This is a genomic window from Bacillus pseudomycoides DSM 12442, assembly GCF_000161455.1.
Lineage (GTDB): Bacteria > Bacillota > Bacilli > Bacillales > Bacillaceae_G > Bacillus_A > Bacillus_A pseudomycoides.
The window spans coordinates 4,179,152-4,201,003 of the sequence record NZ_CM000745.1; the positions used below are offsets into that span (position 1 = coordinate 4,179,152).

Sequence of the window (21,852 nt, forward strand, 5' to 3'; positions counted from 1 at the left end):
GCACCTCGTTTTTCTTATATTGTGAATGAAGACAAATAAAAAAGTCTAGTGTCAATCTCACTAGACTATTTCTGTTTCAAATATTGACCGCGGAATACTTGCAGCGTTTCATCTTGATTGAGCATCGTTAACTGTTCTTCTGTTAACTTACCGCTCCCCATTTTCACTACATATACATTTACTTTTTTCTTGCCCCACTCACTATATACATCCTGAACAGTTTCATAATATAAATCGAGTCTATTTCCTTTTATGGCTCCGCCTTTATCTGCTACCACACCATATCCATAGCCTGGTACAAAAAGAATGGTCCCAATCGGAAACACACGTAAGTCAGCTGCGATTGTAGAATATATATCCCTTTTTGCCTTCACACCTGAATATGTAATGCCATACTCCGGATGCCCAGGTCTTTTACCGGTTGATTCTATCCCTGACGTATAACCAGTTGCTGTCATTTCCATTACACGATATTTAGACCAGTCTTTTCCCTGTTCTAAAGCATTTATCACTTCTTTACTCGGAACAACTTGTTGCCCTCTTTCTGCTGCATGTACTTCTTTTACATTGCCTTCTTGATATGTTTTTACAACCTCTAGTAGAGAGACTCCTGTGAACGCTTGCCATGTCACACATAATGCTGCTACAAGTAAACAAGTCATCATAATGCGAATACCATATCGTTTTAACATTTTAATATTCCACACTCCTTCATCGTTAGTCATTCCCCATATGATGTAGAAATATGCAAAAAAATAATCCCCAGAAAACTGGAGATTAAAACATTTGATACCCGCTTTGACGTAGTTTCTTTATCACAACACCAGACAAAATTGCCCCGATTAATCCAGTTGATAAAATAAAAAGATCGGCTTGTCCAAGATGCGAGACACTTGTTCCAAATGAAGAAAATGTTTCTTTCGGTTTTGAAAAGTAATCCCAGACACCTGCTTTATTAATGATCAGTATACAAACAATCGGATAAATGATAACCATCACCCAAGTAGCACGTAAAATCATATTGAGTAAAAATCCAATTCCAAAAAATAAAATAAAAAACAGCATCATTGAAATTAGTAATACTGGAATACTCATGTTTCCCCACTCCTTCTATTTCTTATCCCCTGCCGTAAATACATGATAAGATGTATATCCAAATTGATCTCCTGGATTTAATGTTGCATCCATCTCAAGAAGCTGTGCCGTATTCCCTTCTAATAAATATCGAACTAATATAGAAGTATTTTGATCGTCTGCAATATCATTAGGATTTAAAAACGCTACTTCAAACAGCTCATCTTCTTGAACAATAACTTTTTCTCCTTCTGGTTCCAGTAGAAAAATAATCATATTATCACTAATCTCATCACGTATGACACCAGAACGAATGCCAATCACTCCTTTTACATGTGCAACAATACCTGTCTCTTCTAAAATTTCACGCTTAACAGCTTGGTCAATTGTTTCGCCCTCATTTACGAAACCAGCGGGCAATGACCATTTCCCTTTTAAGCCTCCGTATTTTTTCTTAACGAAGAGCCAGCGACCATCTTTTGTGGCTACAAGTCCACTTACAGCTAGCCAAACATTCCCACGCTTCCCCATGATGTAAAACTCCTTTCAGCTGAAACAACAGAATATTCATTCTTTTCTATGTATTATACTATATTTTTCAGTAAGAATAATATAATCTTCCTTATTCCTTATGGAGTTAACTCATTTTCCATATATTTGATATAATGAGAATATAGGGTAGGAATTCTTTGTAAAAAACACCTTGAATTTCTTCAAAGTTCTTCTTTGGATGCTGCTCCGCAAATAATCATTGAGAAAGGAGTGTGAAAAATTATGAGAAATCAATCAAAGAAATCCGGTATTGTATTCGTAACCTTAGTTTCTGCATTACTCTTCTGCTCTGTATTAGTCTCAGCTTCCCTTTCTCCACTCTCAGATTTAGGATCTAATGCAAATAAATTTAACTCTTTAGGGATGTGGACATCAATCGGCGAGATTTTAGTATTTTATGTCGTACCTCTACTTCTTTATATAGCAGGAATAAAGGTAATGAGATTCATCATGGCAGTTCTTTGCGGTATGGGACTATTCATAAATCTTGTGATACTTGCATCCGTATTTATTATAATGCGCGTAAATGACTATAGCCTTTCTTCCGTCTTAGGAGTCATCATTTTTTGCTCGGCGGTATCACTCACAAATATAATTTGGTTTTTTGTTGCTTTTCGATCAAACAAAATGTCCACTTATACACTGAATGTTCGTTGAAACAGAACTTTAAGAAAAACTTGTATTACATGAAAAAAGCAGAAACGACTCATAGCCGTTTCTGCTTTTTTCTACTATTTGTATTTATATATTAAAAGAACTTCAATTTACCTTTTTTAAGAACTAATAAAGGTCCACCAAGTAAGAATAAGTAACGGTTGTCGATTACTTTCTTCATGAAGGAAGCTTTCCATCCCGTTAACTTTTTACCCATAACAACGCCCATTGCATCGTCATGTCCTAATGAACATACAGATCCTTTGTTATCGAACACGAATTTTTTCATTTCGCCTTTACCGCGAATTAACACGGATAAGTTATGTGCGATGTTGTAACCTTGTTGAATTGCAATTTGTGCTGTTGGAGGATATGGACGGTTAATCTCTTCATTAATAATTAACGCTGCGTCACCAACCATGAATACATCTTCATGGCCTGGAGCGTGCATATACTCATCAACTTTAATACGTCCGCGCATTGCTTCAAAACCAGACTCTTCCACAATACCATTACCACGAACACCCGCAGCCCAAACAACCGTTTCAGATTTAAGTAATTCTACGTCGTCACCGTTCGCAACTAGAATACCTTCTTCAGTTGCTTCTTTAATTGCCGTGCCGATACGGAATTCTACACCTTTTTTCTCTAACTGTTTTACAGCGTACTCAACTAATTCTGGATCGAAGCCAGGAAGTGCCGACGGAGCAGCTTCCACACAGATAATACGTGCTTTTTCACGTGGAACATCATACTCTTTGCAAAGTTCAGGAATACGGTTTGCAAGCTCACCTACATACTCGATACCTGTAAATCCTGCACCACCAACAACGATTGTCACTAACTCATCGCGCTTTTCAGTCGCATATTGAGAGAACTTGTATTCCATATGATCACGAATTTGGCGAGTGGCATTAATGTTAGTAATAGAGAATGCATGCTCTTTCAGTCCTTTAATGCCAAATGTTTCAGACTCGAACCCAAGACCAATTACTAAATAATCATACTCTAACTCAGCATTTTTTAAGATAACGCGTTTTTCAGCTGCTTTAATTTCTACAACTGTATCTTGTACAAAGTTTACTTTATTTGTATCAATAACGTCTTGAATGTCGAGACGGATTTTATCATGATGTAATGTGCCAGCTGCACTTTCATGTAACCAAGTTGCTTGGTAGTGATAGCTGTTGTTGTTTACTAACGTAATTTCAGCTTCACTTACAGATAATGTTTTTTGTAGACGAACAGTCGTAATCATCCCACCATAACCTGCACCCAAAACTACGATTTTTGGAGTTTTCACTAAATCACAACCCTTTTCTTTATATAATAGTAAATAAGTATAAGACCAAAGTATTAAACACTTATTTTGTCAAGAATGTGGAATTCCTCACATTCTTAACCATAACAAAACGTGTTCAAAAAATCTTACGAAATTTGTCATAAAAAATTAACATAATACTTTCCTATATTAGTCGGTTTTATTTCAGAATTCAAGCACCTAGAGAATTATCAATATTTTAAAATAACATAGCGTTTTCAAGGGTTTTTCAGCCTTTTTTTCATGTATTTTCCTACTTGGTATATTTTATACATTTCCATCCTATCTATGCACAAGCTTACATATAATTCAGTCATTTCTTGCAGTATTCTAAACTGAAATATGGTATCATTTTTATTGTAAAGTGCAATCTTATTTGCAGGATTTCCGTATACATATGAACAATATATGGAATCAATATCGAAATTCCATCTATAGGGGGAATAAATAGTGACAGAAATTCAAAAAGTTTACGACATAACGATTATCGGTGGAGGTCCAACAGGATTATTCACAGCGTTTTATGGCGGAATGAGACAGGCAAGTGTAAAAATTATTGAAAGCTTACCGCAGCTTGGAGGACAATTATCCGCACTATACCCTGAAAAATATATTTATGACGTAGCGGGATTCCCGAAAGTACGCGCGCAAGAACTTGTTGATAATTTAAAAGAACAAATGAAAAAGTTTGAACCGACTGTTTGCTTAGAAGAAGCAGTTGATACACTTGAAAAGCTAGCTGATGGCGTATTTAAGCTTGTAACAAATAAAGGAACACACTATTCTAAATCTGTCATTATTACAGCTGGTAATGGTGCCTTCCAACCACGCCGATTAGAACTAGATAGTGTAGAGAAATTTGAAAAGAAAAACTTACACTACTTCGTTGATGATATGAATAAATTCGCTGGAAAACGCGTCGTTGTATTTGGCGGCGGTGACTCTGCAGTGGACTGGACAATGATGCTAGAGCCAATCGCTGAACAAGTAACAATCGTTCATCGCCGTGATAAATTCCGTGCTCATGAGCACAGCGTAGAAAACTTAACGAACTCTCGTGCAGACGTAAAAACACCTTATGTTCCAGTTGAATTAATTGGTGAAGACAAGATTGAACAAGTTGTTCTGCAACATGTAAAAACAGAAGAAAAAGTTGTTATTGACGTTGATGATGTCATCGTAAACTACGGCTTCGTCTCTTCTCTTGGTCCAATTAAAAACTGGGGCCTAGACATTCAAAAGAACAGCATCGTTGTAAACTCTAAAATGGAAACGAACATCCCTGGTATTTACGCAGCTGGTGACATTTGTACATATGAAGGAAAAGTAAAGCTGATTGCATGTGGCTTCGGTGAAGCACCAACAGCAGTAAACAATGCAAAAGCTTACTTCGATCCAAATGCAAAACTACAACCAATGCATAGCTCTAGTATGTTTTAATCCATAAGTATGATAGCAAAGCCGCAATTTCTAAAGCAGAAATTGCGGCTTCTTTATTCTATAGATAAAAACCTCATTAGGTGAATTTTATTACGCTAAGATACTTTATAATTTTAAAGCGTCTGTCTATTATCAATTGTATATATTTGTCCTGTAATAGATTCTTGAGTCAATTGAAACAAGACTGCTTCTGCACTATCTTCTGGTGTTGAAATTCTGTTAAGCGGCAAGGTTCCCGCAAGTTGGTACATCTTATCTTCATTACCTGACCACCATCTCGTATGAACTGCACCAGGAGCAATACTGTTTACTCTAATGTCAGGTACCAATGCAATAGCGAGCGATTTTGTCATCGTATGAATGGCGGACTTTGTTGCTGCAACATTTCTTCCAAATTATTGAACTACCCACACCTCCCTCTACACGAGCTTTGAAGTGGGGGATTCTCCTTTTTCTGCCCTAGCAAAAAAAGTTCCCCTCGATAAACAAATCTCCCTCTTCCCTTCATCTGTATAATTATGGTACAATCAAATAAGAACATTTGTTCTTATTTGAAAAGGGGGAGTATAAAACATGAGTCAACCAAAGATTATTAAAAAAGAAGCTTTCCAAGCGATTGGCATCTCCGCTACAACAAAAAATGAAATTGAAATGTCCACTGAAGGAAAGATCCCCAAGCTATGGACCGACTACTGCCAAGGTCAAATAACAGATCAAATTCCTAACAAAAGGAAGCAAAGCGAAACACTAGCATTGTATTCAAACTATGAGTCCGATGAAACTGGAGCCTATACATATACAATCGGTATGCCAGTCTCTTCATTAGACACAATCCCTGAAAATATGACATCTCTCACAATACCTGCCCAGACATATGCGGTATTTACGACTCGCAAAGGCCCAGTATCAGAGGTCATCGTAGAAACATGGCAAGACATTTGGAAGTGGTCGAAAGAAAACAAACGTGCTTTCACAACAGACTTTGAATTGTATGATGAACGAGCGATGGATCCAAATAATGTGCAAGTTGATATCTATATTGCATTAGCCTAAACCATATAATAAGAAGGTGCTTTCGCATCTTTTTATTTTTTTGCCTTAAAAAATCCACTGGGCAAATGTGCTATTATTGTCTACAATGAAAAAGTGCAGTATAGAAATATTAGAAACTGTATAAAACGAGTGTTAACAGGATTTTATATCCACTCAAAATTGTTACATAGAAAGGAAGCAATATGGAGGAACTACAACAAAACAAATCTGCTCCAACAGAAGGCGGGACACCTTTACTACAAAATACAAACTTCCTATTTCTTTGGGCAGCTACTCTATTTTCAAGCTTTGCTTTAGCTTTTTTTACCTTTTCCCAAACATGGTACATAGCGAAAACATTAAATCTCGAAGCTTCACTAGGTGTTGTCTTTGTTGCACTTAGCGTCCCAAGACTTATCTTTATGATTGTCGGCGGAGCTGTCGCAGATAAATTTCCGAAAAAAAATATTATGTTTTACTCAAATATCATTCGTGCACTTCTTGTCGCAACAATTCTAATCTGGTTTATCGTTGGTCATGTAACGTTATATACGTTTGCTTTGTTTGCTTTGTTTTTCGGATTAGCGGACGCCTTCTTTTGGTCAGCAGACGGTTCCATTCTCCCTGAACTTGTAGAAAAACATCGTTTAACACAGGCGAATTCACTTACCCAAATGACGAACCAAGCATCCGTAATTTTAGGACCTGTACTCGGTGGCATTCTCATCAAGTTTAGTAACTATGAGACCATTTTTACTATTACTATTCTGCTTCTCATTATTGCTGCTATACTCGTCCAAAAAATCCAATTTACATTGCAAGAAAAAACGGATACAGACAAAGGAATGTTTACCTCTATTAAAGAAGGCATTTTGTACGTAAAGGAATCGCCTTTTCTTTCAACATTTCTTATCTGTAGCGCCTTTCTAAATCTATTTTTAATCGGACCAATGCAAGTTGGCTTCCCGTTATTTATCAAAAATGTACTGCATGGTGACTCGCTTCAATTTAGTTATTTAGAAGCAGCTGTTGGAGGCGGAATGGCAATTGGTGCTGTCATTGTTGGCCTTAAAAACATTAATCGTAGACGCGGCTTGTTTTGCATCATTATGATGCTGTTATCTGGCGTTTTCTTCTTATCCATTAACTTCAGCATAGCACTTTGGCAAGCATTATTAGCAGGCGCATTTTACGGCATTACAATTGCCATGGCTATCGTTCCGTTAATGGCGATGATTCAATCTACTGTCAAAGAAGAAATGATGGGGCGCGTCATGAGCTTGCTGATGCTATCATCTATGGGCTTCATCCCGCTTTCCTATGCATTCACATCACTCGCACTTGCAGCTGGTATTCCGATTGTGACGATTATGAAAAGCGGCGCAATCGCAGTGATTGTCTTTGTATTATTTGTTGCGATTCGCGTTCCTGTTGTAAGAAAATTCGATTAATCAAGGGGAGTCATGTATCATACGCATGACTCTTTTTTGAATGGATCAAATAAGGTCACCTTCCTGCTCCTTCTTATAGCCGCCCCCATTCTAATCCAACATCTAAAAATAGAGCTCGCATCGTACTATACAAAAGTGCTCTAACATCTTTACGAATCTCCCCACATTTATACGCTCTTACCACACTTTTCGTACGACAGATAAGTTGCGTACAAGTCTCCTCATCCGTAATCAATTGCTCAAAAAACACCCCTTGTTCTAATAAACCACTCTTTTTATAAGCAAGTTCCACCTTACTCCAAAGCACATTAATCGTTTGTGGATTTCTCGACATTGGAACAATTGCATCTACAAATGCAATTGGAATATCATGACGACAATATGTTTCATCAAGTTCATACGTTTCTCTTTTCTTTTGTACTTGAGAAAAGTTTTTAAAAAGAATAGTTTCCTCCTTCTCTGACACCTCTTCCTTCTTACGCCCCTCTACATGTAGGCTCTTTTCACATGCGGTCATTTTCATACGGTCATCCATACGGTCAACAGCTGCTTTACGAAATACATATAAGTTCGCACTATATCCCCCGCGCTTATATCTTTCTTTCGTAGGAATCCGCTCAATAATCCCGAGTTCCTCCAGTTTGGCAACAGAGCGACGCACCGTACGAATACTTTTTCCTATTTTGGTCGCAATTGTTGCCATTAACGGACAAGCAACTCCAACTGTTTTTTGCTTTTCATTAATCGCATATCTCCCTAAAAAACGAATTACTAAAAAGTCCGTTTTATTTATGTTTGCTTGATAACAGATTAAAATTTGCTGCTGGTATGTATTAAACTCTTCTTTACTTTGAAATTCGCTATATGTTTTCATTAAATGATAGAAAGTTCCCATTTTTATCACCCCATATATAAATAGGTGCGATAAAGCAGAATGGGCGATTTTTTTAATTTAATGATTTAAAAGCGTAAAACATAAAAACAGGTCGCATTACATCATGCGACCTGTCTTCCTTATCAATCCCGCTTACTATCTATCATTAACCAATCCAAACACCATTATTATTAAATTTGTAATATTTACCATCAATCCATCTTGTTCCCGTTACCATCGTACCAAAAGAATCAAGGTAGTACCAGCTTCCATCAAGCTTTAACCAGCCTTTGTGTTCAGATCCATTGCTGTTAAAGTAGTGCCAGTAATTACTGATTTTTTGCCATCCTGTTTGCATTGCCCCACCGTTATCAAAGTAGTAATACGTATTGTTTATAAAACGTTTTCCTGTTTCCATTATTCCGTATGGTCCAAGGTAATACCATTTCTCTCCAGTTAATAACCAATCTGTTTGTCTTGCTCCATTATTATTAAAGAAATACCAAGATCCTTTAATTTGCACCCAACCTGTGTGCATTGCTCCCGTGCTTTCATTAAGATAGTAATATGTATATTTCTTGGTTTTTTTATCTTGTATTGGCATCCACCCGGTTTGCATAATTCCAAAAGGGCTAAAGTAGTACCATTTTCCTCCAGTTGATAACCAACCTGTTACCTTCCTACCATTTTTATCATAGTAATACCAGTTTCCATTTTGTTTTACCCATCCTTTAGCTTGGCTAGCCTTACTTACACTTGCAACTTTAGGAGTAGCAGTAGAATTTTGAATCGTCTTGTTTTCTTCTGCATGAGCAATAGCTGGAATTAATAGTGCAGTAGAAAGTACAGAAGTAGCAATCATCTTTTTCATTTTATTTCCCTTTTTCATTCTCTTTCCCCTTTTCAAAAAATAGATAATTTATACTATTTTATCAATTTTATCAAACAAATTAAATGTTTTTTTACAATATATATACAAATAAATTGTACGATAACTATAGAATTAGTAGCAGCGACGCCATGATAGCATGATAGAAAATATAAAAGCATACAAGTTTATATTTACAATGATTGCATGACATAGATTGTTATAAGATGAAACTTCCATATCATATAAATGTCATCCTTAAGGTGACATTTTCATTGACAGAATCTTTTTTTAGCAAAATAAAACAGGTCGCATTACATCATGCGACCTGTCTTGCTTATCAATAAGGACTATTTCTTACAATTAACCAACCCAAACACCGTTATTATTGAAATGGTACCATTTGTTATTAATAAATACCCAGCCTGTTCTCATATCACCAAAAGAAGCATCGAGGTAGTACCAGCTTCCACCAAGTTTTAACCAACCTCTGTATTCTGATCCATTTTGGTTAAAGTAGTACCAGTAATTGCCCCATTTTTGCCAACCGGTTTGCATAGCACCAGTGTTATCGAAGTGGTAATATACGTTGTTTATAGAAACTCTTCCAGTTTTCATTTCTCCGAAGGATGAGTCAAGGTAATACCATTTTCCACCAGTAGATAGCCAACCTGTTTGTTTTACTCCATTATTATTGAAGAAATACCAAGATCCATTAATTTGCGCCCAACCTGTTTTCATAGCACCAGTGTTTGTATCAAGATAGTAATACGTATATTTTCCTGTTTTTTTATCTTTGAATGAAGTCCAGCCTGTCTCCATAATTCCGTAACCGCCAAGATAATACCATTTTCCTCCAGTGGATAGCCAGCCTGTTTGTTTTACTCCATTATTATTGAAGAAATACCAAGATCCATTTACTTTCGTCCAACCTGTGTGCATTGCTCCCGTACTTTCATTGAGATAGTAATATGTATATTTCCCTGTTTTTTTATCTTGAATGGAAACCCAGCCTGTTTGCATAATTCCATAAGAGCTAAAGTAGTACCATTTACCACCAATAGATGACCAACCTGTTACCTTTTTCCCATTTTTATAGTAGTACCATTTCCCCTGTTGTTTTACCCATCCTTTTGCTTGAGTAGCCTTACTTACACTTGCAACTTTAGGAGTAGCAGTAGAATTTTGAATCGTCTTGTTTTCTTCTGCATGAGCAATAGCTGGAATTAATAGTGCAGTAGAAAGTACAGAAGTAGCAATCATCTTTTTCATTTTATTTCCCTTTTTCATTCTCTTTCCCCTTTTCAAAAAATAGATAGTTTATACTATTTTACCAATTTTATCAAACGAATTAAATGTTTTTTTTGTAATATTTGTACAAACAAATTACTAGATGGTTATGAGCTATAGATTGTTATAAACAAATTACTAGAGAATTTTTTTAAATTATGCAAGTTTGATAACGCTCTAAAATTCGCTATATGTTGTCATGAAATAATAGAAATTTCTCCTTTTTGATGACTTGAAAGCATAAAAAATAAAGCAAGTCGTATTTAATCCCACGACCTGCTTTACTTATCGATAAAGACTATTACTTATAATTAACCAATCCAAACACCGTTATCATTAAAATAGTACCAGTTGTTATCAATAAATTTTTGACCTGTTACCATTTCTCCATAAGAGTCAAGGTAATACCATTTACCACCATTGGATAGCCAACCTGTTTGTTTTACCCCGTTATTATTTAAGAAATATATTACATTCTTCTTTACTTTGAAATTCACTATATGTTTTCATTAAATGATATAAAGTTTCTATTCTTATCATCCCGCATATCAACAAGAGAACAACAGTAAAATTAGAAATTATTTCATAATCTTTAATGAACTGAGGTGAAAAACATGATTGTAATTAGTGCTTGCTTAGCTGGTATTGCTTGTCGTTACGATGGAAATGACAATCTCATTGCAAAAATTGAAGAGCTATTACAAAAAGAAGAAGCTGTTCTTGTTTGTCCAGAGGTATTAGGAGGCTTACCTACACCTCGTCCATCAGCAGAAATTATCGGAGGCAATGGTGATGATGTACTAGATGGTAAAGCAAAGGTAATGGACAACGAAGGTAATGATGTAACAACAGCTTTCGTACACGGAGCTTATAAAGCTTTGAAAGAAATACAAGATTTAAATCCAGAATACATCATTTTAAAAGAACGAAGTCCTTCTTGCGGAAGTTCTACCATTTATACAGGAGAATTCAACGAAAAAAAACGAGATGGATATGGTGTAACAACTGCTTTATTTCGCAGACATGGATTTACAGTAATTTCAGAAGAAGACTTTGCAAGCAAATAAAAGAGTTGACCATTTGGCCAACTCTTTCTTCATTATTTCACGCCTAATTTTTCTTTCACTTTTGCAGGAAGCTCGTCCTTCTTCACTTCTTCCCAAGCTGCTACACCTTTTTTATCGGAGTAGAATACACGTAGAAATGCTTCCTTACGAAGATTCTTCACAGCTGTAAATTCCATTTCTTTTTCTTTACCATCTTTATCAAATGCAGGTAACTTATACTCAAATGATTTGTGAGACTGACCATTATCAGCTTTTTCATTTTTTTCCGTTCCATCAACTGTAATTTGAACATAGTACTCATCTTTTCCCATACGGTTTAAATCACAGCCAACTAACAAGCTAGCAAATACAATTAAAATACTAAAAAGTGCAATATATCTTTTCACGTTATTCACCTCATGTGTTTTTTATTATGTTGTTATCATAATCTCTTTTCTTCAGAGGAGAAATTCAAAAACGTGACATGAACATTACACTTTTGTAAGATTAAACACTGAAAAAACAAAAAAGATAACCAACTACTGCACCTAGTCGATTATCTTCTTTTTTGTATATCAACAAAGTTTTCGTATCTTAATTAGGAAGCCGATTTATTAAGTGTATACCGTTGTTCAATACGTTGTTCAATTTTTTCCATCTCTTGTTTATCATTCAATATCTTTTGTTTATTTTCTTGTACCAATTCTTTAAACGATTTATGAAGTAATTTACAACGTTTGTTCGCCATAATCATTTCTCCTTATTGTCTGTGTAATCACAGATATAAAATAAAATTTTCCAATCACCATAAATTTTTTGTCTTTATTTGTCGAAAAATTATTCTTAATTCAAGAATACTATAACTTCCGAGTTTTTAGACCTATTTGTTTGAACATTATGTGAATTTAATAAAAAAAATTATATACAAATACAAATTGTAAAACGAACATAAAAATCCTTTTTTAAGGAGAATCGAGAGGATTTCGAAGAGGCCAGATCCTTTTTCTGCCACATGCGGCGGTAAAGTAAATAGAACAAACGAGTGCATATCATCTTTTGTTTCACATAACCGCAACGTCCATGTTCAATAAACAAAATGAATTTATCCCGCATTAACGGGCAGTAATACTCCCACCTCAAAATTCGGGGAAAGCAAAGAAGTTAGGTGGGAGATACAATACGAGTTATTGCCCAAGCTACTACAGATGGTAATACTGTTCCCGAACCGCTTGAAAATACAGTACACCTCATGCACTTTGAAGCAGCTAGATTCCCCTCTCCAACATCATAAAATAGGTTATTCTCTTAACAATCAATAACACTAATTATATGAATAAAAAAAGAGCGTCCGTCTTCGGACACTCTTTTCCTTTATAGCGAATTAAATAAGCGCTTGATTAAGTCTGCAAAACTCAATCATATCTCGATACGAAAAGCATTACATTAGCACTCTTCCGGCTTACCAGCATTCGACGCCGTACGGAAAGATGATCCACATCCGCATGATGCGATTGCATTCGGGTTATCGATTGTGAACCCGCCGCCAAGCATAGATTGCTTGTAATCAACTTTTACTCCTTTTACAATCGGAGCACTTTCTTTATCAATAACAAATTCAACACCGAAAAACTCAAGCACTGTGTCGTCTTCATTTGGTTCTCTTTCAAATCCTAGACCGTAAGAAAGACCGCTACATCCACCGCCATGCACAGCAAGGCGAACGTACTTCTCTCCATCTTCAGCATCTTTTAACATATCTTTAATTTGATATGCTGCTTGTTCTGTTACATCAATCATGAAATCCACCTTCCTTTCTTCTCTCGTTCTATTATACATCTTTACGCCTCTATCTTGTACTCATACACTCCGCGGCAAATTACTTCCGCTGGACCTTTCATCAAAACGTTCCCTTCTTCTGTCCAGGCAATCATTAAATCTCCGCCCGCTAAATGAACCGTAATTTCTTCACCGCGTTTCATTTTTTCATTCAACACTGCTGCAACAACTGCTGCGCATGCTCCTGTTCCACATGCCTGCGTCACACCTGACCCACGTTCCCAAACGCGGAAGTTCATTTCATTGTCATTTACAATTTCAATGAATTCAACATTCACTCGTTCCGGGAACATTTCATGAGTCTCAAGTACCGGACCTAATGTTGTAAGCGGAGCTTCTTCCACATCATCAACAAAAATGACCGCATGCGGATTTCCCATTGAAACAGCAGTAAACGCATAGCGATGATTATTGTATAGGAAGTCTTCACGAATAAACGGTGTTTCTCCCTCGCCAAGCATCGGTAACTCTGCACGAGTTAAACGAGGTGCTCCCATGTCAATTTTAGCTAATGTAACGATACCGTCTTCTACTGTCACTTCAGCCGTTACAATTCCAGCCAATGTTTCTATTGTAAAAACAGTCTCTTCTACTAGTTTATGCTCATACGCATATTTCGCTACGCAACGCAGTCCATTTCCACAGCTTTTTCCTTCTGACCCATCATTATTAAACATGCGCATTTTCACTGGTGCTACTTCAGACGGACAAATTAAAATCATTCCATCTGCGCCAATTCCAGTGTTGATATTCGACACTTTTTCCGCTACAAGAGATAGTTCCTCTTCTGGAATTTGCTCTTCAAACATATTTACATATATATAGCTATTCCCAAGACCATGCATTTTTGTAAAAGAAAATTTATTCATCCTCATTCACTCCAAAAAAAATTTGTTGTTTTAAGTATAAAATGCATGCTTTTGGAACACAATAAGAACGTCCCCCGTTTCTCATATTTGACAACGTTTTGATGGCTTTTATATAAGAGCCGTTCTTACACAAATTGTGTAAGAAAAAAGCCCTTCTCGGAAAGGGCCTTTTTTTATTTCACACAAACATTCCTGCAATTGCAGCACTCAATAAGTTAGCAAGTGTTCCAGCTACAATTGACTTTATTCCAAATTTCGCAATATCACTACGACGGGTTGGCTCCATTCCCCCAAGTCCCCCAAGTAAAATGGCAACAGAAGATAGATTCGCAAATCCGCAAAGTGAAAAGGTAATCATTGCCATTGTTTTCTCTGAAAGTTTCCCCCTATGAGGAGCAAAATCAGTAAACGCTACAAACTCATTTAAAATTAACTTCTCCCCAATAAAACTTCCCGCTGTAATTGCTTCTGTCCACGGTACACCAATGACAAACGCAAGCGATGAAAAAATATATCCTAATATAAGTTGTAGGGATAGATCTGGATAACCGAAAAGACCACCAATCCCACCAACAATTCCATTCAAAAGAGCGATGATGGCAATAAAAAAGACGTCGCTCTTTTGCAACGCCTTAAAACATTGGATTTTCATCTAAGTAATCATATACATTTTTCACAAGTTCTTCTACCGTTGCACCTTGTACGACTTCCCCGTTTACAAGTGCAAAAGGCCCTTCAAAACAAATGCCACAATATCCTAGACAACCGTACTCCATAACATCTAAATTTGGATCTTTTTCAAATTTTTCTAGCGCTGCTTGTGAGCCACTCGCAAGATTACCTACACAAAATTCGATTAATGGCTTAATCAAAACAATCCCCCCTGTATCTTCAAAAAATAAATCTATAATAAGAAAACTAAGCTGTTTCTTGTTGTTTTAATTACACCTAATAAAATATTTAGCTACTTTACTGTTTCATTTCGAATCAAAAGATCTTCTCTATATAAATCCATGTTGATTTCCCAACATACACTTCACTGCTATGAAAACAAAAAAAGATCTCCACTCATTTCATCCTTCTGGTTTCACACAGCATGGGGCCAACAAGGGCACTGACCGCTTCTATCCATCGGCGGACGCTCTCTCTAACCTAAAAGAACGGGTTTCTATCGTTTTTTTATCTACATATTGATTTTCAAACATACAAATTAAAACAGTTTGCCCACTTTTCTTCTTATTGTACAACAGAGTACACATTCATGCATTGTTATTTGTTCACAAATTCGATATAATTTGAGTGAGTAAAGTCAAAATATTTTTTCAATATATAATTGTATGATTAGGGGATATTTCAACAGAAAAGGGGTAATCCATCATGAAACACCTCGTATTACTGGGTGGCGGCTACGGTGGAATGAGAATTCTACAACGGCTTCTTCCAAACAATCAACTCCCAGATGATGTCCAAGTGACATTAATCGACAAAGTACCATACCACTGTTTTAAAACAGAATATTACGCATTAGTAGCGGGTACAATTTCCGAAACACATATTCGCATTCCGTTTCCAGAACACCCGCGTCTCAACATTCAATATGGCACTGTAACGAATGTTGACCTTGAAAACAAAGCCGTTCATCTCGATGGCGGTGAAGTTGTCGAATATGATGACTTAATTATCGGCCTTGGCTGCGAAGACAAATATCATAACGTTCCGGGGGCGAAGGAATATACACATAGCCTTCAATCAATTGAACAAACTCGTAAAACGTATGAACAATTAAATAGTTTAGAACCAAACGCAACGGTCGCTGTTGTCGGTGCTGGTTTAAGCGGTGTTGAAGTTGCAAGTGAACTTCGTGAAAGCCGTTCTGATTTAAAGATCTACTTATTTGATCGAAAAGATCGCATTTTATTCCCGTTCCCAGAAAAATTAAGTAGATACGTAGAAGAGTGGTTCGTAAAGCATAATGTTACAATTATACGAAACTCTAACATTACGAAAGTAGAACCAAACGTTGTGTACAACCATGACGAACCACTTCAATGTGATGCAATCGTATGGACAGCTGGTATTCAAGCAAACGAAGTTGTTCGAAACCTTCCAGTCGAACAAGATAGTAGTGGTCGGGTTGCATTAACAAAATATCATAATATTCCGAATAACGAACACGTTTATGTTGTAGGGGATTGTGCTGCCCTTCCGCACGCACCTTCCGCACAGCTTGCTGAAGGCCAAGGTGAACAAATTGTCCAAATATTATTAAAACGTTGGAACAATGAACCCCTTCCTGATGAACTACCTGTTATTAAATTAAAAGGTGTTCTCGGTTCTCTCGGTAAGAAACACGGATTCGGATTATTAGCAAATCAACCATTAATGGGACGAGTTCCTAGACTTCTCAAGTCGGGTATCCTTTGGATGTATAAATATCATAATGGTTAAAAAACAAGAGCTTATCGCTCTTGTTTTTTTCTACTTTTCTCCTTTTTTGATACGATATGAATATGTAAGCACAAATTGAAAACCGGAATAAAACCTAATCTTTAGATGGAAGAGAGCATCTAGCCATGCATAGAAACGGTTCGGGCCTTTTCCTGCCCCATGCCATGTTAAAACAAAGGAAGTAAACGAGTAGAGATCTTTTTTTGTTTCCATAGCCGCGTTTTATATGTTGGAAAATCAAGATGGGTTTATATAGAATCAGAAAGGAGAAAATTATGTTTCTATTAAACGACGTAACATATAAAGATATCCTGCACATCCCTTACTTAGAGATTCACAAAGAAAAAATCACCTGCATTATCGGTGAGAGTGGGAGCGGAAAAAGCACACTACTTCGCATGCTCAATGATCTACAGTCACCAACAGCTGGCAAAATTGAATATAATGGTGCACCTATTTCGTCTTATCCGCCTATTCAATTACGCCGCGAAGTCGTTATGCTAGGACAAACACCTCCCATCTTTGACGGAACCGTAAAAGATAATCTGCTAATGGGACTTCGCTTTTCAGAGAAACCTTTTCCAACTAACGAATCATTACAAGAAGCCCTAGCAATTGTAAGTTTAGAAAAAGATTTAACACATATCGCCTCCTCATTATCTGGTGGCGAAAAACAAAGGCTCTCCTTAGCTCGCGTTTTACTTATGGACCCGCCCGTTTATTTATTAGATGAGCCAACTTCTGCATTAGATGCTGATACAGAAAGGCGCGTCATGAAACAGTTTACTGCAATTGCGAGACAAAAAAAGAAAACGGTTATCTTCATTACCCATTCACAGCAGCTCCCAGAAGAAATCGCAGACGATATGATTGAAATCAGTAAAACCAAAGGTGCTATTAGAAGGGAAGTGCACGCACTTGAAGGGCGTTATTGAACTACAAATTTGGCAACTTGCCGCTGCATATATTTTCATTATCATTTTAATCGGACTTGTAAAATTAAAAGGAATACCTCGTGAAAAGCAAATTACGATCGCTACATTACGTATGACCATTCAGCTTGTCCTTGTTGCATACGTACTTACATACATATTTGAAAATAGTAATCCATTTTATACAATTGCTATCATTACTTCTATTACGACATTTGCTATTTTTAATATCTATAAACGAGTAAATATACCTATGTCAAAAGAGTTAAAACGTGTGGCTGCAATTTCGATGATTGCGGGATCAATCGGACCGCTTTTATTATTTATTTTTGTAATTATTGGACACGACCCTTGGTATGCGCCGCAATATATCGTTCCAATCGCTGGAATGCTTATCGGAAATGCGATGACTGGTATATCTCTCGGCGCAAATACATTCTTAAACAATATGAAATCACAGCGCGAACACATTGAAGGTGCGCTTATGCTTGGGGCAACTCCGAAACAAGCAGCAGCTCCCCTTGTGAGGGATGCTTTCGATTCAGCTATTTTGCCAACAATTAATTCCATGATAGGAATGGGAATCATTAGCCTTCCAGGTATGATGACAGGCCAAATTTTATCAGGAGTTTCACCATTTACCGCCATTCAATATCAAATTGCTATTATACTCGGTATTTCCGGAAGTACAGCTTTTTCTGTCATCATCTTTTTACAACTTGGTTATAAAACATTCTTTAATAAACGGTGTCAATTGAAAGAGATAGAATCTTAAATGCTAATTGTGTCCCTTAAGGAAACATACTATAACCATTGAGACTATACATAAAACATAGAGGCGAATTTCATTTCCCCCATACTTCCAACATCCTTGATTTACTTTAACTTCCATTTAAAATCTCTGATTAACACACCTGGTATATCAATCCAATTTATGGATATTATAGTAATAAATCTTTAGATTTGTATCGTTCTATAATGGAGGTATGGGGTATGTATTATGTTAAATTAATTCAGGGACAATCCTTCTATGCTTTTGATCATCGCTTCTTGCTAGATCAAGAAGAACAAGTTACACAAAGAATTTTTAAATACCTGTGCAAAAATGAGTTTTTCGAAGTACGTAAAGACGAGAATACTTCCACAGCATAATAATGAGTAGCTTAGTAGTGTGTACGTTAAGCACTAACAAATCCCTTTATCTACAAACTGAGCAGCCATACTATTTGTAGTATGGCTGCTTTTTTATTCTTCCCATTTCCTCCGGCACTCCTCTATCCCACTAAGCACATACTTCTTCGTCATATGTGCCCGCTTCCAAATGGAAATCATTCGTTTCGCTCTCTTATTATGACGCATCCGCTCTACCTCTTGTAACAAAGGTATCCATTTTTCACTAGACGCCCTCATCATATATTGTAATCCCTCATCTTTTGAAACAATTGTTTTATGCTCTAATGTATACAAAATGCGTCCCATCGTTACAACAGCTGATTCTACCCATTCTTCAATTAAAAATAAATATGGCCGTGATGCTTTTTCACTCCAGTACTGTTCTACATTATATTTCATTGTTTCTACCACATCACTCCATGGCGTTTGAAACGGAAGCTTACTTGCTTCCTCCCCAATTACAGTAATCCCTTGATTTTTTAACGTCCACCACGTTACAGCATTCACATCCCAATGTCCTGTGTGAGCTTTTCCATCTGCACAATAGACATACTGCGGCATTTCCTCATTGTATTTCCCTAAATCAGCAAGTGGAATATACATACCGTCCATTCGTCTTCCTAACATGCTTTTACTCATTTTTTTGTGTAACTCAATTATTTGTATGTTCTGGGTTTCACTGACCGACTCTCTCGTTACTGTAACAAAATCAACGTCACTCGTTTCTAAATGAAATGCTCCTAATGCAATTGAACCATATACATATACTCCAATTAATTGTTCGTTAAAAAAAATATCTTGTAATCCAATCACATATTGCTCCATTAAGACCTTTACTTCTTCTGGAAGTCTATGTTTCACTACCCCTTTCACACGCATACCTCCTTGATAACATTACCTATAACGGTTATTTTTTTCATATAAACATGTAAGAAAAGCCTTTGCTACCGCAAAGACTTTTTTGTATTATAAATATTTCTCAATTTCTTCGTATACGTCTTTTAAACGAGGATTTCCTTCTCCAACGATTTCTCCGTTTACAAGAACAACTGGATAAAATAAATCCTCTTCAATTACGTGCTCTACAAAAGCTTGTTTCTCAGCATCTTCTTGCTCTTCCTGAATATCAATGTATTCAAACTTGAATTTATCATCTTGTCCTTCATATTTGCGACCAATTGCCGCTTGTAGCCATTCAAATGTTTCAGCCGAAGACGGCATTCCAACGCAGCTTGCACAAATTACTTTTGCACCATATACTTGAACATTTACCATTACTTCTCCCCCACTTCTCTGTTCTAACAGTATGCCTAGATGACTTACCTTATAAGCACATCTCTTTACAAGTTTAATTCTTGTCCTCTATACTGAAAAAACACATTGTAAACATGATACAATATTTCGACAATAAAACAAGAACAGAAAAAATAGATTTTCCCCTGTATCTTGATTATAATAAAATGGATGAAAGGAGTCGATAAAAATGGAAAACCCAAATATGCAAGAACAAGTACTAGAAGTATTAGATAAATTACGTCCGTTCTTACTTCGTGATGGCGGTGACGTTGAATTAGTAGATATTGAAGAAGGTATTGTAAAACTACGCCTTATGGGTGCATGCGGTAGCTGCCCAAGTTCTACAATCACATTAAAAGCTGGTATCGAACGCGCACTACTTGAAGAAGTACCAGGCGTTATCGAAGTAGAACAAGTATTTTAAATTTAAAGCGGCAGCGGCTCACTTAGAATGTGAGGAGGATGGAGCTTCTGACATAGAGGCGTTTTTTGCCTCGGCGAAAGAAGCGAAGCCACCGAACATTCTAGCCGCTGGAGCTAGATATCTTTTAAGGCGGCAGCGGCTCGCTTAGAATTGCTTCCACTGGATAATTTACAAAAAAGAGACCACTATGGTCTCTTTTTTGTAAATTCGTATTAAGATAACCAATCCAACTTTCGAATTCCGAGCTTATCAACAGGCAAGCGAAGAAATTCATAAAAATGCTTCATAAATTGCTCTGAACGGTTCACATCGTGTAAAATGTCTTCTAAGCGATCTCGATACATACTTTTTTGTTCTTCATTTCCCGTCAGATAGTACTGTTCTATCGTTTCAAAGTAGCGAAGTGGAAAGAGAAGACGCGCAAATAGTAGACGCCAGCCAAAAGAAGAAAGTGCATAATTTTTCTCATAATCCGTTACAAACTGAAAAATTGTTTGTTCCCAATCTTTCTTCTTTTCCATCGATACATATCGAATCCATTCCGCCAAATCTCTACTTGGATGATCATATACCCAATCGATGGGGATTTTTAATTTATTAGTTTGCTGCCATAATAAAGGGGTAAAGCGTTCTTGACAGATTGTTGCTGCATCGGCAAGCTGAGGTGTATCATCTATTTCTGTATCAACAACATATTGAATGGCATTTTCAGCAATGCCTAAATAGTATGGGAAAGACTCAATAAATAGTTGATCAAATACATCTGATGGCTGATTCATAAGTTGTGATTGCCAAAATCGCTCTAATTGATCGAGCCTTTTTTCCCACAATGACTTCCATTCACCAATGCGACTTAATTGTTCTATTTCTTCTGGAAAAAAAGCGCCTCGTTTATGGAATAAGGAAAGCTCACTACCTAACGAAGTAGCATGTCGTTCAAGCAAACGCATACCTTTTAATAAACAGTAATTTTTTTCTTCTATCTCACTTACATAGTAACCGTGCACCGTCGGAACGAAAGTCGCAACAGTAATATCCCCTTGCTGGTTCATATAATCGCTTAATTTTTTCATTTCAACAAGTACATCTTCCTCCATATTTCCAATCGGAAGAAGTACATAAATTTTATTGCGAATCCAAAAGCTTTTATAGGGGCCAAGGGGGATTAATTCTTTGACATGCATTTGATAATGCTCATAAATATGCTGAATCATCATAGTCGCCACCTATGGTTTTTCTTTATATATATGAGCTTGTGCTCGCCTTTCATTC

25 protein-coding genes and 3 pseudogenes are annotated in these 21,852 nt (G+C 36.6%); 10 read left to right on the top strand and 18 right to left on the bottom strand.

The annotated features are described in order from the left end of the window. Window positions 1-65 precede the first annotated feature (65 nt). From BPMYX0001_RS21325 to BPMYX0001_RS21335, 3 genes are all read right to left on the bottom strand, one after another. On the bottom strand, window positions 66-692 hold the full coding sequence (locus tag BPMYX0001_RS21325) for a 3D domain-containing protein (RefSeq protein ID WP_033799719.1): 627 nt from the start codon (window positions 690-692) through the stop codon (window positions 66-68). An 85-nt stretch (window positions 693-777) separates the two neighbouring features. Continuing rightward, window positions 778-1,095 (bottom strand): YuiB family protein, encoded by a 318-nt coding sequence (locus tag BPMYX0001_RS21330; RefSeq protein WP_006096380.1) that lies wholly within the window; start codon window positions 1,093-1,095, stop codon window positions 778-780. A 15-nt stretch (window positions 1,096-1,110) separates the two neighbouring features. Further along, the gene (locus BPMYX0001_RS21335; protein ID WP_003201575.1) at window positions 1,111-1,605 is read right to left on the bottom strand and encodes an NUDIX domain-containing protein; all 495 of its coding nucleotides are present in this window, start codon (window positions 1,603-1,605) and stop codon (window positions 1,111-1,113) included. A 243-nt stretch (window positions 1,606-1,848) separates the two neighbouring features. On the opposite strand from BPMYX0001_RS21335, the gene BPMYX0001_RS21340 reads away from it, so the two are divergent. Further along, window positions 1,849-2,283: a DUF5391 family protein gene (locus BPMYX0001_RS21340; protein WP_018767485.1), complete on the top strand. Its 435-nt coding sequence runs from the start codon at window positions 1,849-1,851 to the stop codon at window positions 2,281-2,283. Window positions 2,284-2,374: 91 nt separating this feature from the next. On the opposite strand, the gene BPMYX0001_RS21345 is transcribed toward BPMYX0001_RS21340, so the two are convergent. Further along, on the bottom strand, window positions 2,375-3,583 hold the full coding sequence (locus tag BPMYX0001_RS21345; protein ID WP_016132155.1) for an NAD(P)/FAD-dependent oxidoreductase: 1,209 nt from the start codon (window positions 3,581-3,583) through the stop codon (window positions 2,375-2,377). Window positions 3,584-4,051: 468 nt separating this feature from the next. On the opposite strand from BPMYX0001_RS21345, the gene BPMYX0001_RS21350 reads away from it, so the two are divergent. Beyond that, window positions 4,052-5,041, top strand: a complete 990-nt coding sequence (locus tag BPMYX0001_RS21350; RefSeq protein WP_006096381.1) for an NAD(P)/FAD-dependent oxidoreductase — start codon at window positions 4,052-4,054, stop codon at window positions 5,039-5,041. A gap of 113 nt (window positions 5,042-5,154) precedes the next feature. Here BPMYX0001_RS21350 and BPMYX0001_RS21355 read toward each other — a convergent pair. Beyond that, a pseudogene (locus tag BPMYX0001_RS21355) lies at window positions 5,155-5,421 on the bottom strand (SDR family NAD(P)-dependent oxidoreductase); the annotation flags it as partial. Between the two features lie 193 nt (window positions 5,422-5,614). Here BPMYX0001_RS21355 and BPMYX0001_RS21360 point away from each other — a divergent pair. Then, a complete protein-coding gene (locus BPMYX0001_RS21360; protein WP_003201568.1) occupies window positions 5,615-6,094 on the top strand; it encodes a GyrI-like domain-containing protein in 480 nt (159 codons plus the stop codon). A 182-nt stretch (window positions 6,095-6,276) separates the two neighbouring features. Continuing rightward, a complete protein-coding gene (locus tag BPMYX0001_RS21365) occupies window positions 6,277-7,524 on the top strand; it encodes an MFS transporter (protein ID WP_006096383.1) in 1,248 nt (415 codons plus the stop codon). Between the two features lie 17 nt (window positions 7,525-7,541). Here the strand turns inward: BPMYX0001_RS21365 and BPMYX0001_RS29615 are convergent. From BPMYX0001_RS29615 to BPMYX0001_RS21385, 4 genes and pseudogenes are all read right to left on the bottom strand, one after another. Further along, window positions 7,542-8,419: pseudogene (locus BPMYX0001_RS29615) on the bottom strand (helix-turn-helix domain-containing protein). Between the two features lie 145 nt (window positions 8,420-8,564). Beyond that, window positions 8,565-9,287: a PspC-like choline-binding domain-containing protein gene (locus BPMYX0001_RS21375; protein ID WP_006096385.1), complete on the bottom strand. Its 723-nt coding sequence runs from the start codon at window positions 9,285-9,287 to the stop codon at window positions 8,565-8,567. Between the two features lie 342 nt (window positions 9,288-9,629). Beyond that, window positions 9,630-10,556: an N-acetylmuramoyl-L-alanine amidase family protein gene (locus BPMYX0001_RS34580; RefSeq protein WP_006096386.1), complete on the bottom strand. Its 927-nt coding sequence runs from the start codon at window positions 10,554-10,556 to the stop codon at window positions 9,630-9,632. Between the two features lie 311 nt (window positions 10,557-10,867). Then, window positions 10,868-11,053: a hypothetical protein gene (locus BPMYX0001_RS21385; protein WP_003201556.1), complete on the bottom strand. Its 186-nt coding sequence runs from the start codon at window positions 11,051-11,053 to the stop codon at window positions 10,868-10,870. 117 nt (window positions 11,054-11,170) lie between these two features. On the opposite strand from BPMYX0001_RS21385, the gene BPMYX0001_RS21390 reads away from it, so the two are divergent. Further along, window positions 11,171-11,623, top strand: coding sequence for a 2-thiouracil desulfurase family protein (locus BPMYX0001_RS21390; RefSeq protein ID WP_018782853.1), 453 nt, complete (start codon window positions 11,171-11,173; stop codon window positions 11,621-11,623). Window positions 11,624-11,655: 32 nt separating this feature from the next. Here BPMYX0001_RS21390 and BPMYX0001_RS21395 read toward each other — a convergent pair whose 3' ends face one another. From BPMYX0001_RS21395 to BPMYX0001_RS21415, 6 genes and pseudogenes are all read right to left on the bottom strand, one after another. Further along, entirely contained in the window at window positions 11,656-12,009 is a 354-nt protein-coding gene (locus tag BPMYX0001_RS21395; protein ID WP_018782854.1) for a YxeA family protein, read from the bottom strand. Window positions 12,010-12,200: 191 nt separating this feature from the next. Then, window positions 12,201-12,356 carry an FbpB family small basic protein gene (locus BPMYX0001_RS31325; RefSeq protein ID WP_006096389.1) on the bottom strand — a complete coding sequence of 52 codons (156 nt, stop codon included), beginning with the start codon at window positions 12,354-12,356 and terminating at the stop codon, window positions 12,201-12,203. 689 nt (window positions 12,357-13,045) lie between these two features. Beyond that, a complete protein-coding gene (locus tag BPMYX0001_RS21400; protein WP_003201551.1) occupies window positions 13,046-13,399 on the bottom strand; it encodes a HesB/IscA family protein in 354 nt (117 codons plus the stop codon). A 41-nt stretch (window positions 13,400-13,440) separates the two neighbouring features. Then, window positions 13,441-14,307, bottom strand: coding sequence for a diaminopimelate epimerase (dapF, locus tag BPMYX0001_RS21405; protein ID WP_006096391.1), 867 nt, complete (start codon window positions 14,305-14,307; stop codon window positions 13,441-13,443). 178 nt (window positions 14,308-14,485) lie between these two features. Beyond that, window positions 14,486-14,914, bottom strand: a pseudogene (locus BPMYX0001_RS21410) (nucleoside transporter C-terminal domain-containing protein); the annotation flags it as partial. 25 nt (window positions 14,915-14,939) lie between these two features. Beyond that, a complete protein-coding gene (locus BPMYX0001_RS21415) occupies window positions 14,940-15,179 on the bottom strand; it encodes a YuzB family protein (RefSeq protein WP_000595023.1) in 240 nt (79 codons plus the stop codon). Window positions 15,180-15,684: 505 nt separating this feature from the next. Between BPMYX0001_RS21415 and BPMYX0001_RS21420 the strand changes: the two genes are divergently transcribed. The 4 genes from BPMYX0001_RS21420 to BPMYX0001_RS31330 all read left to right on the top strand — a co-directional run bounded on the left by BPMYX0001_RS21420 (window position 15,685) and on the right by BPMYX0001_RS31330 (window position 18,839). After that, window positions 15,685-16,755, top strand: coding sequence for an NAD(P)/FAD-dependent oxidoreductase (locus tag BPMYX0001_RS21420; protein ID WP_006096394.1), 1,071 nt, complete (start codon window positions 15,685-15,687; stop codon window positions 16,753-16,755). Between the two features lie 275 nt (window positions 16,756-17,030). Next, window positions 17,031-17,690, top strand: a complete 660-nt coding sequence (locus BPMYX0001_RS21425) for an ABC transporter ATP-binding protein (protein ID WP_006096396.1) — start codon at window positions 17,031-17,033, stop codon at window positions 17,688-17,690. Further along, entirely contained in the window at window positions 17,674-18,462 is a 789-nt protein-coding gene (locus BPMYX0001_RS21430; protein WP_018782857.1) for an ABC transporter permease, read from the top strand. The genes BPMYX0001_RS21425 and BPMYX0001_RS21430 overlap by 17 nt, the downstream gene beginning before the upstream one ends. Before the next feature lie 218 nt (window positions 18,463-18,680). After that, a complete protein-coding gene (locus tag BPMYX0001_RS31330) occupies window positions 18,681-18,839 on the top strand; it encodes a YqbF domain-containing protein (protein ID WP_016112359.1) in 159 nt (52 codons plus the stop codon). A gap of 93 nt (window positions 18,840-18,932) precedes the next feature. Here the strand turns inward: BPMYX0001_RS31330 and BPMYX0001_RS21435 are convergent, their stop codons facing one another. Both BPMYX0001_RS21435 and BPMYX0001_RS21440 read right to left on the bottom strand, forming a co-directional pair. Further along, a complete protein-coding gene (locus BPMYX0001_RS21435; RefSeq protein WP_006096399.1) occupies window positions 18,933-19,739 on the bottom strand; it encodes a nucleotidyltransferase domain-containing protein in 807 nt (268 codons plus the stop codon). 87 nt (window positions 19,740-19,826) lie between these two features. Then, window positions 19,827-20,135: a YuzD family protein gene (locus tag BPMYX0001_RS21440; protein ID WP_006096400.1), complete on the bottom strand. Its 309-nt coding sequence runs from the start codon at window positions 20,133-20,135 to the stop codon at window positions 19,827-19,829. Window positions 20,136-20,343: 208 nt separating this feature from the next. Between BPMYX0001_RS21440 and BPMYX0001_RS21445 the strand changes: the two genes are divergently transcribed. After that, on the top strand, window positions 20,344-20,580 hold the full coding sequence (locus BPMYX0001_RS21445; RefSeq protein WP_000431179.1) for a NifU family protein: 237 nt from the start codon (window positions 20,344-20,346) through the stop codon (window positions 20,578-20,580). Window positions 20,581-20,792: 212 nt separating this feature from the next. Here BPMYX0001_RS21445 and yutH read toward each other — a convergent pair whose 3' ends face one another. Beyond that, on the bottom strand, window positions 20,793-21,794 hold the full coding sequence (gene yutH / locus BPMYX0001_RS21450; protein WP_033799198.1) for a spore coat putative kinase YutH: 1,002 nt from the start codon (window positions 21,792-21,794) through the stop codon (window positions 20,793-20,795). Window positions 21,795-21,852 lie beyond the last annotated feature (58 nt).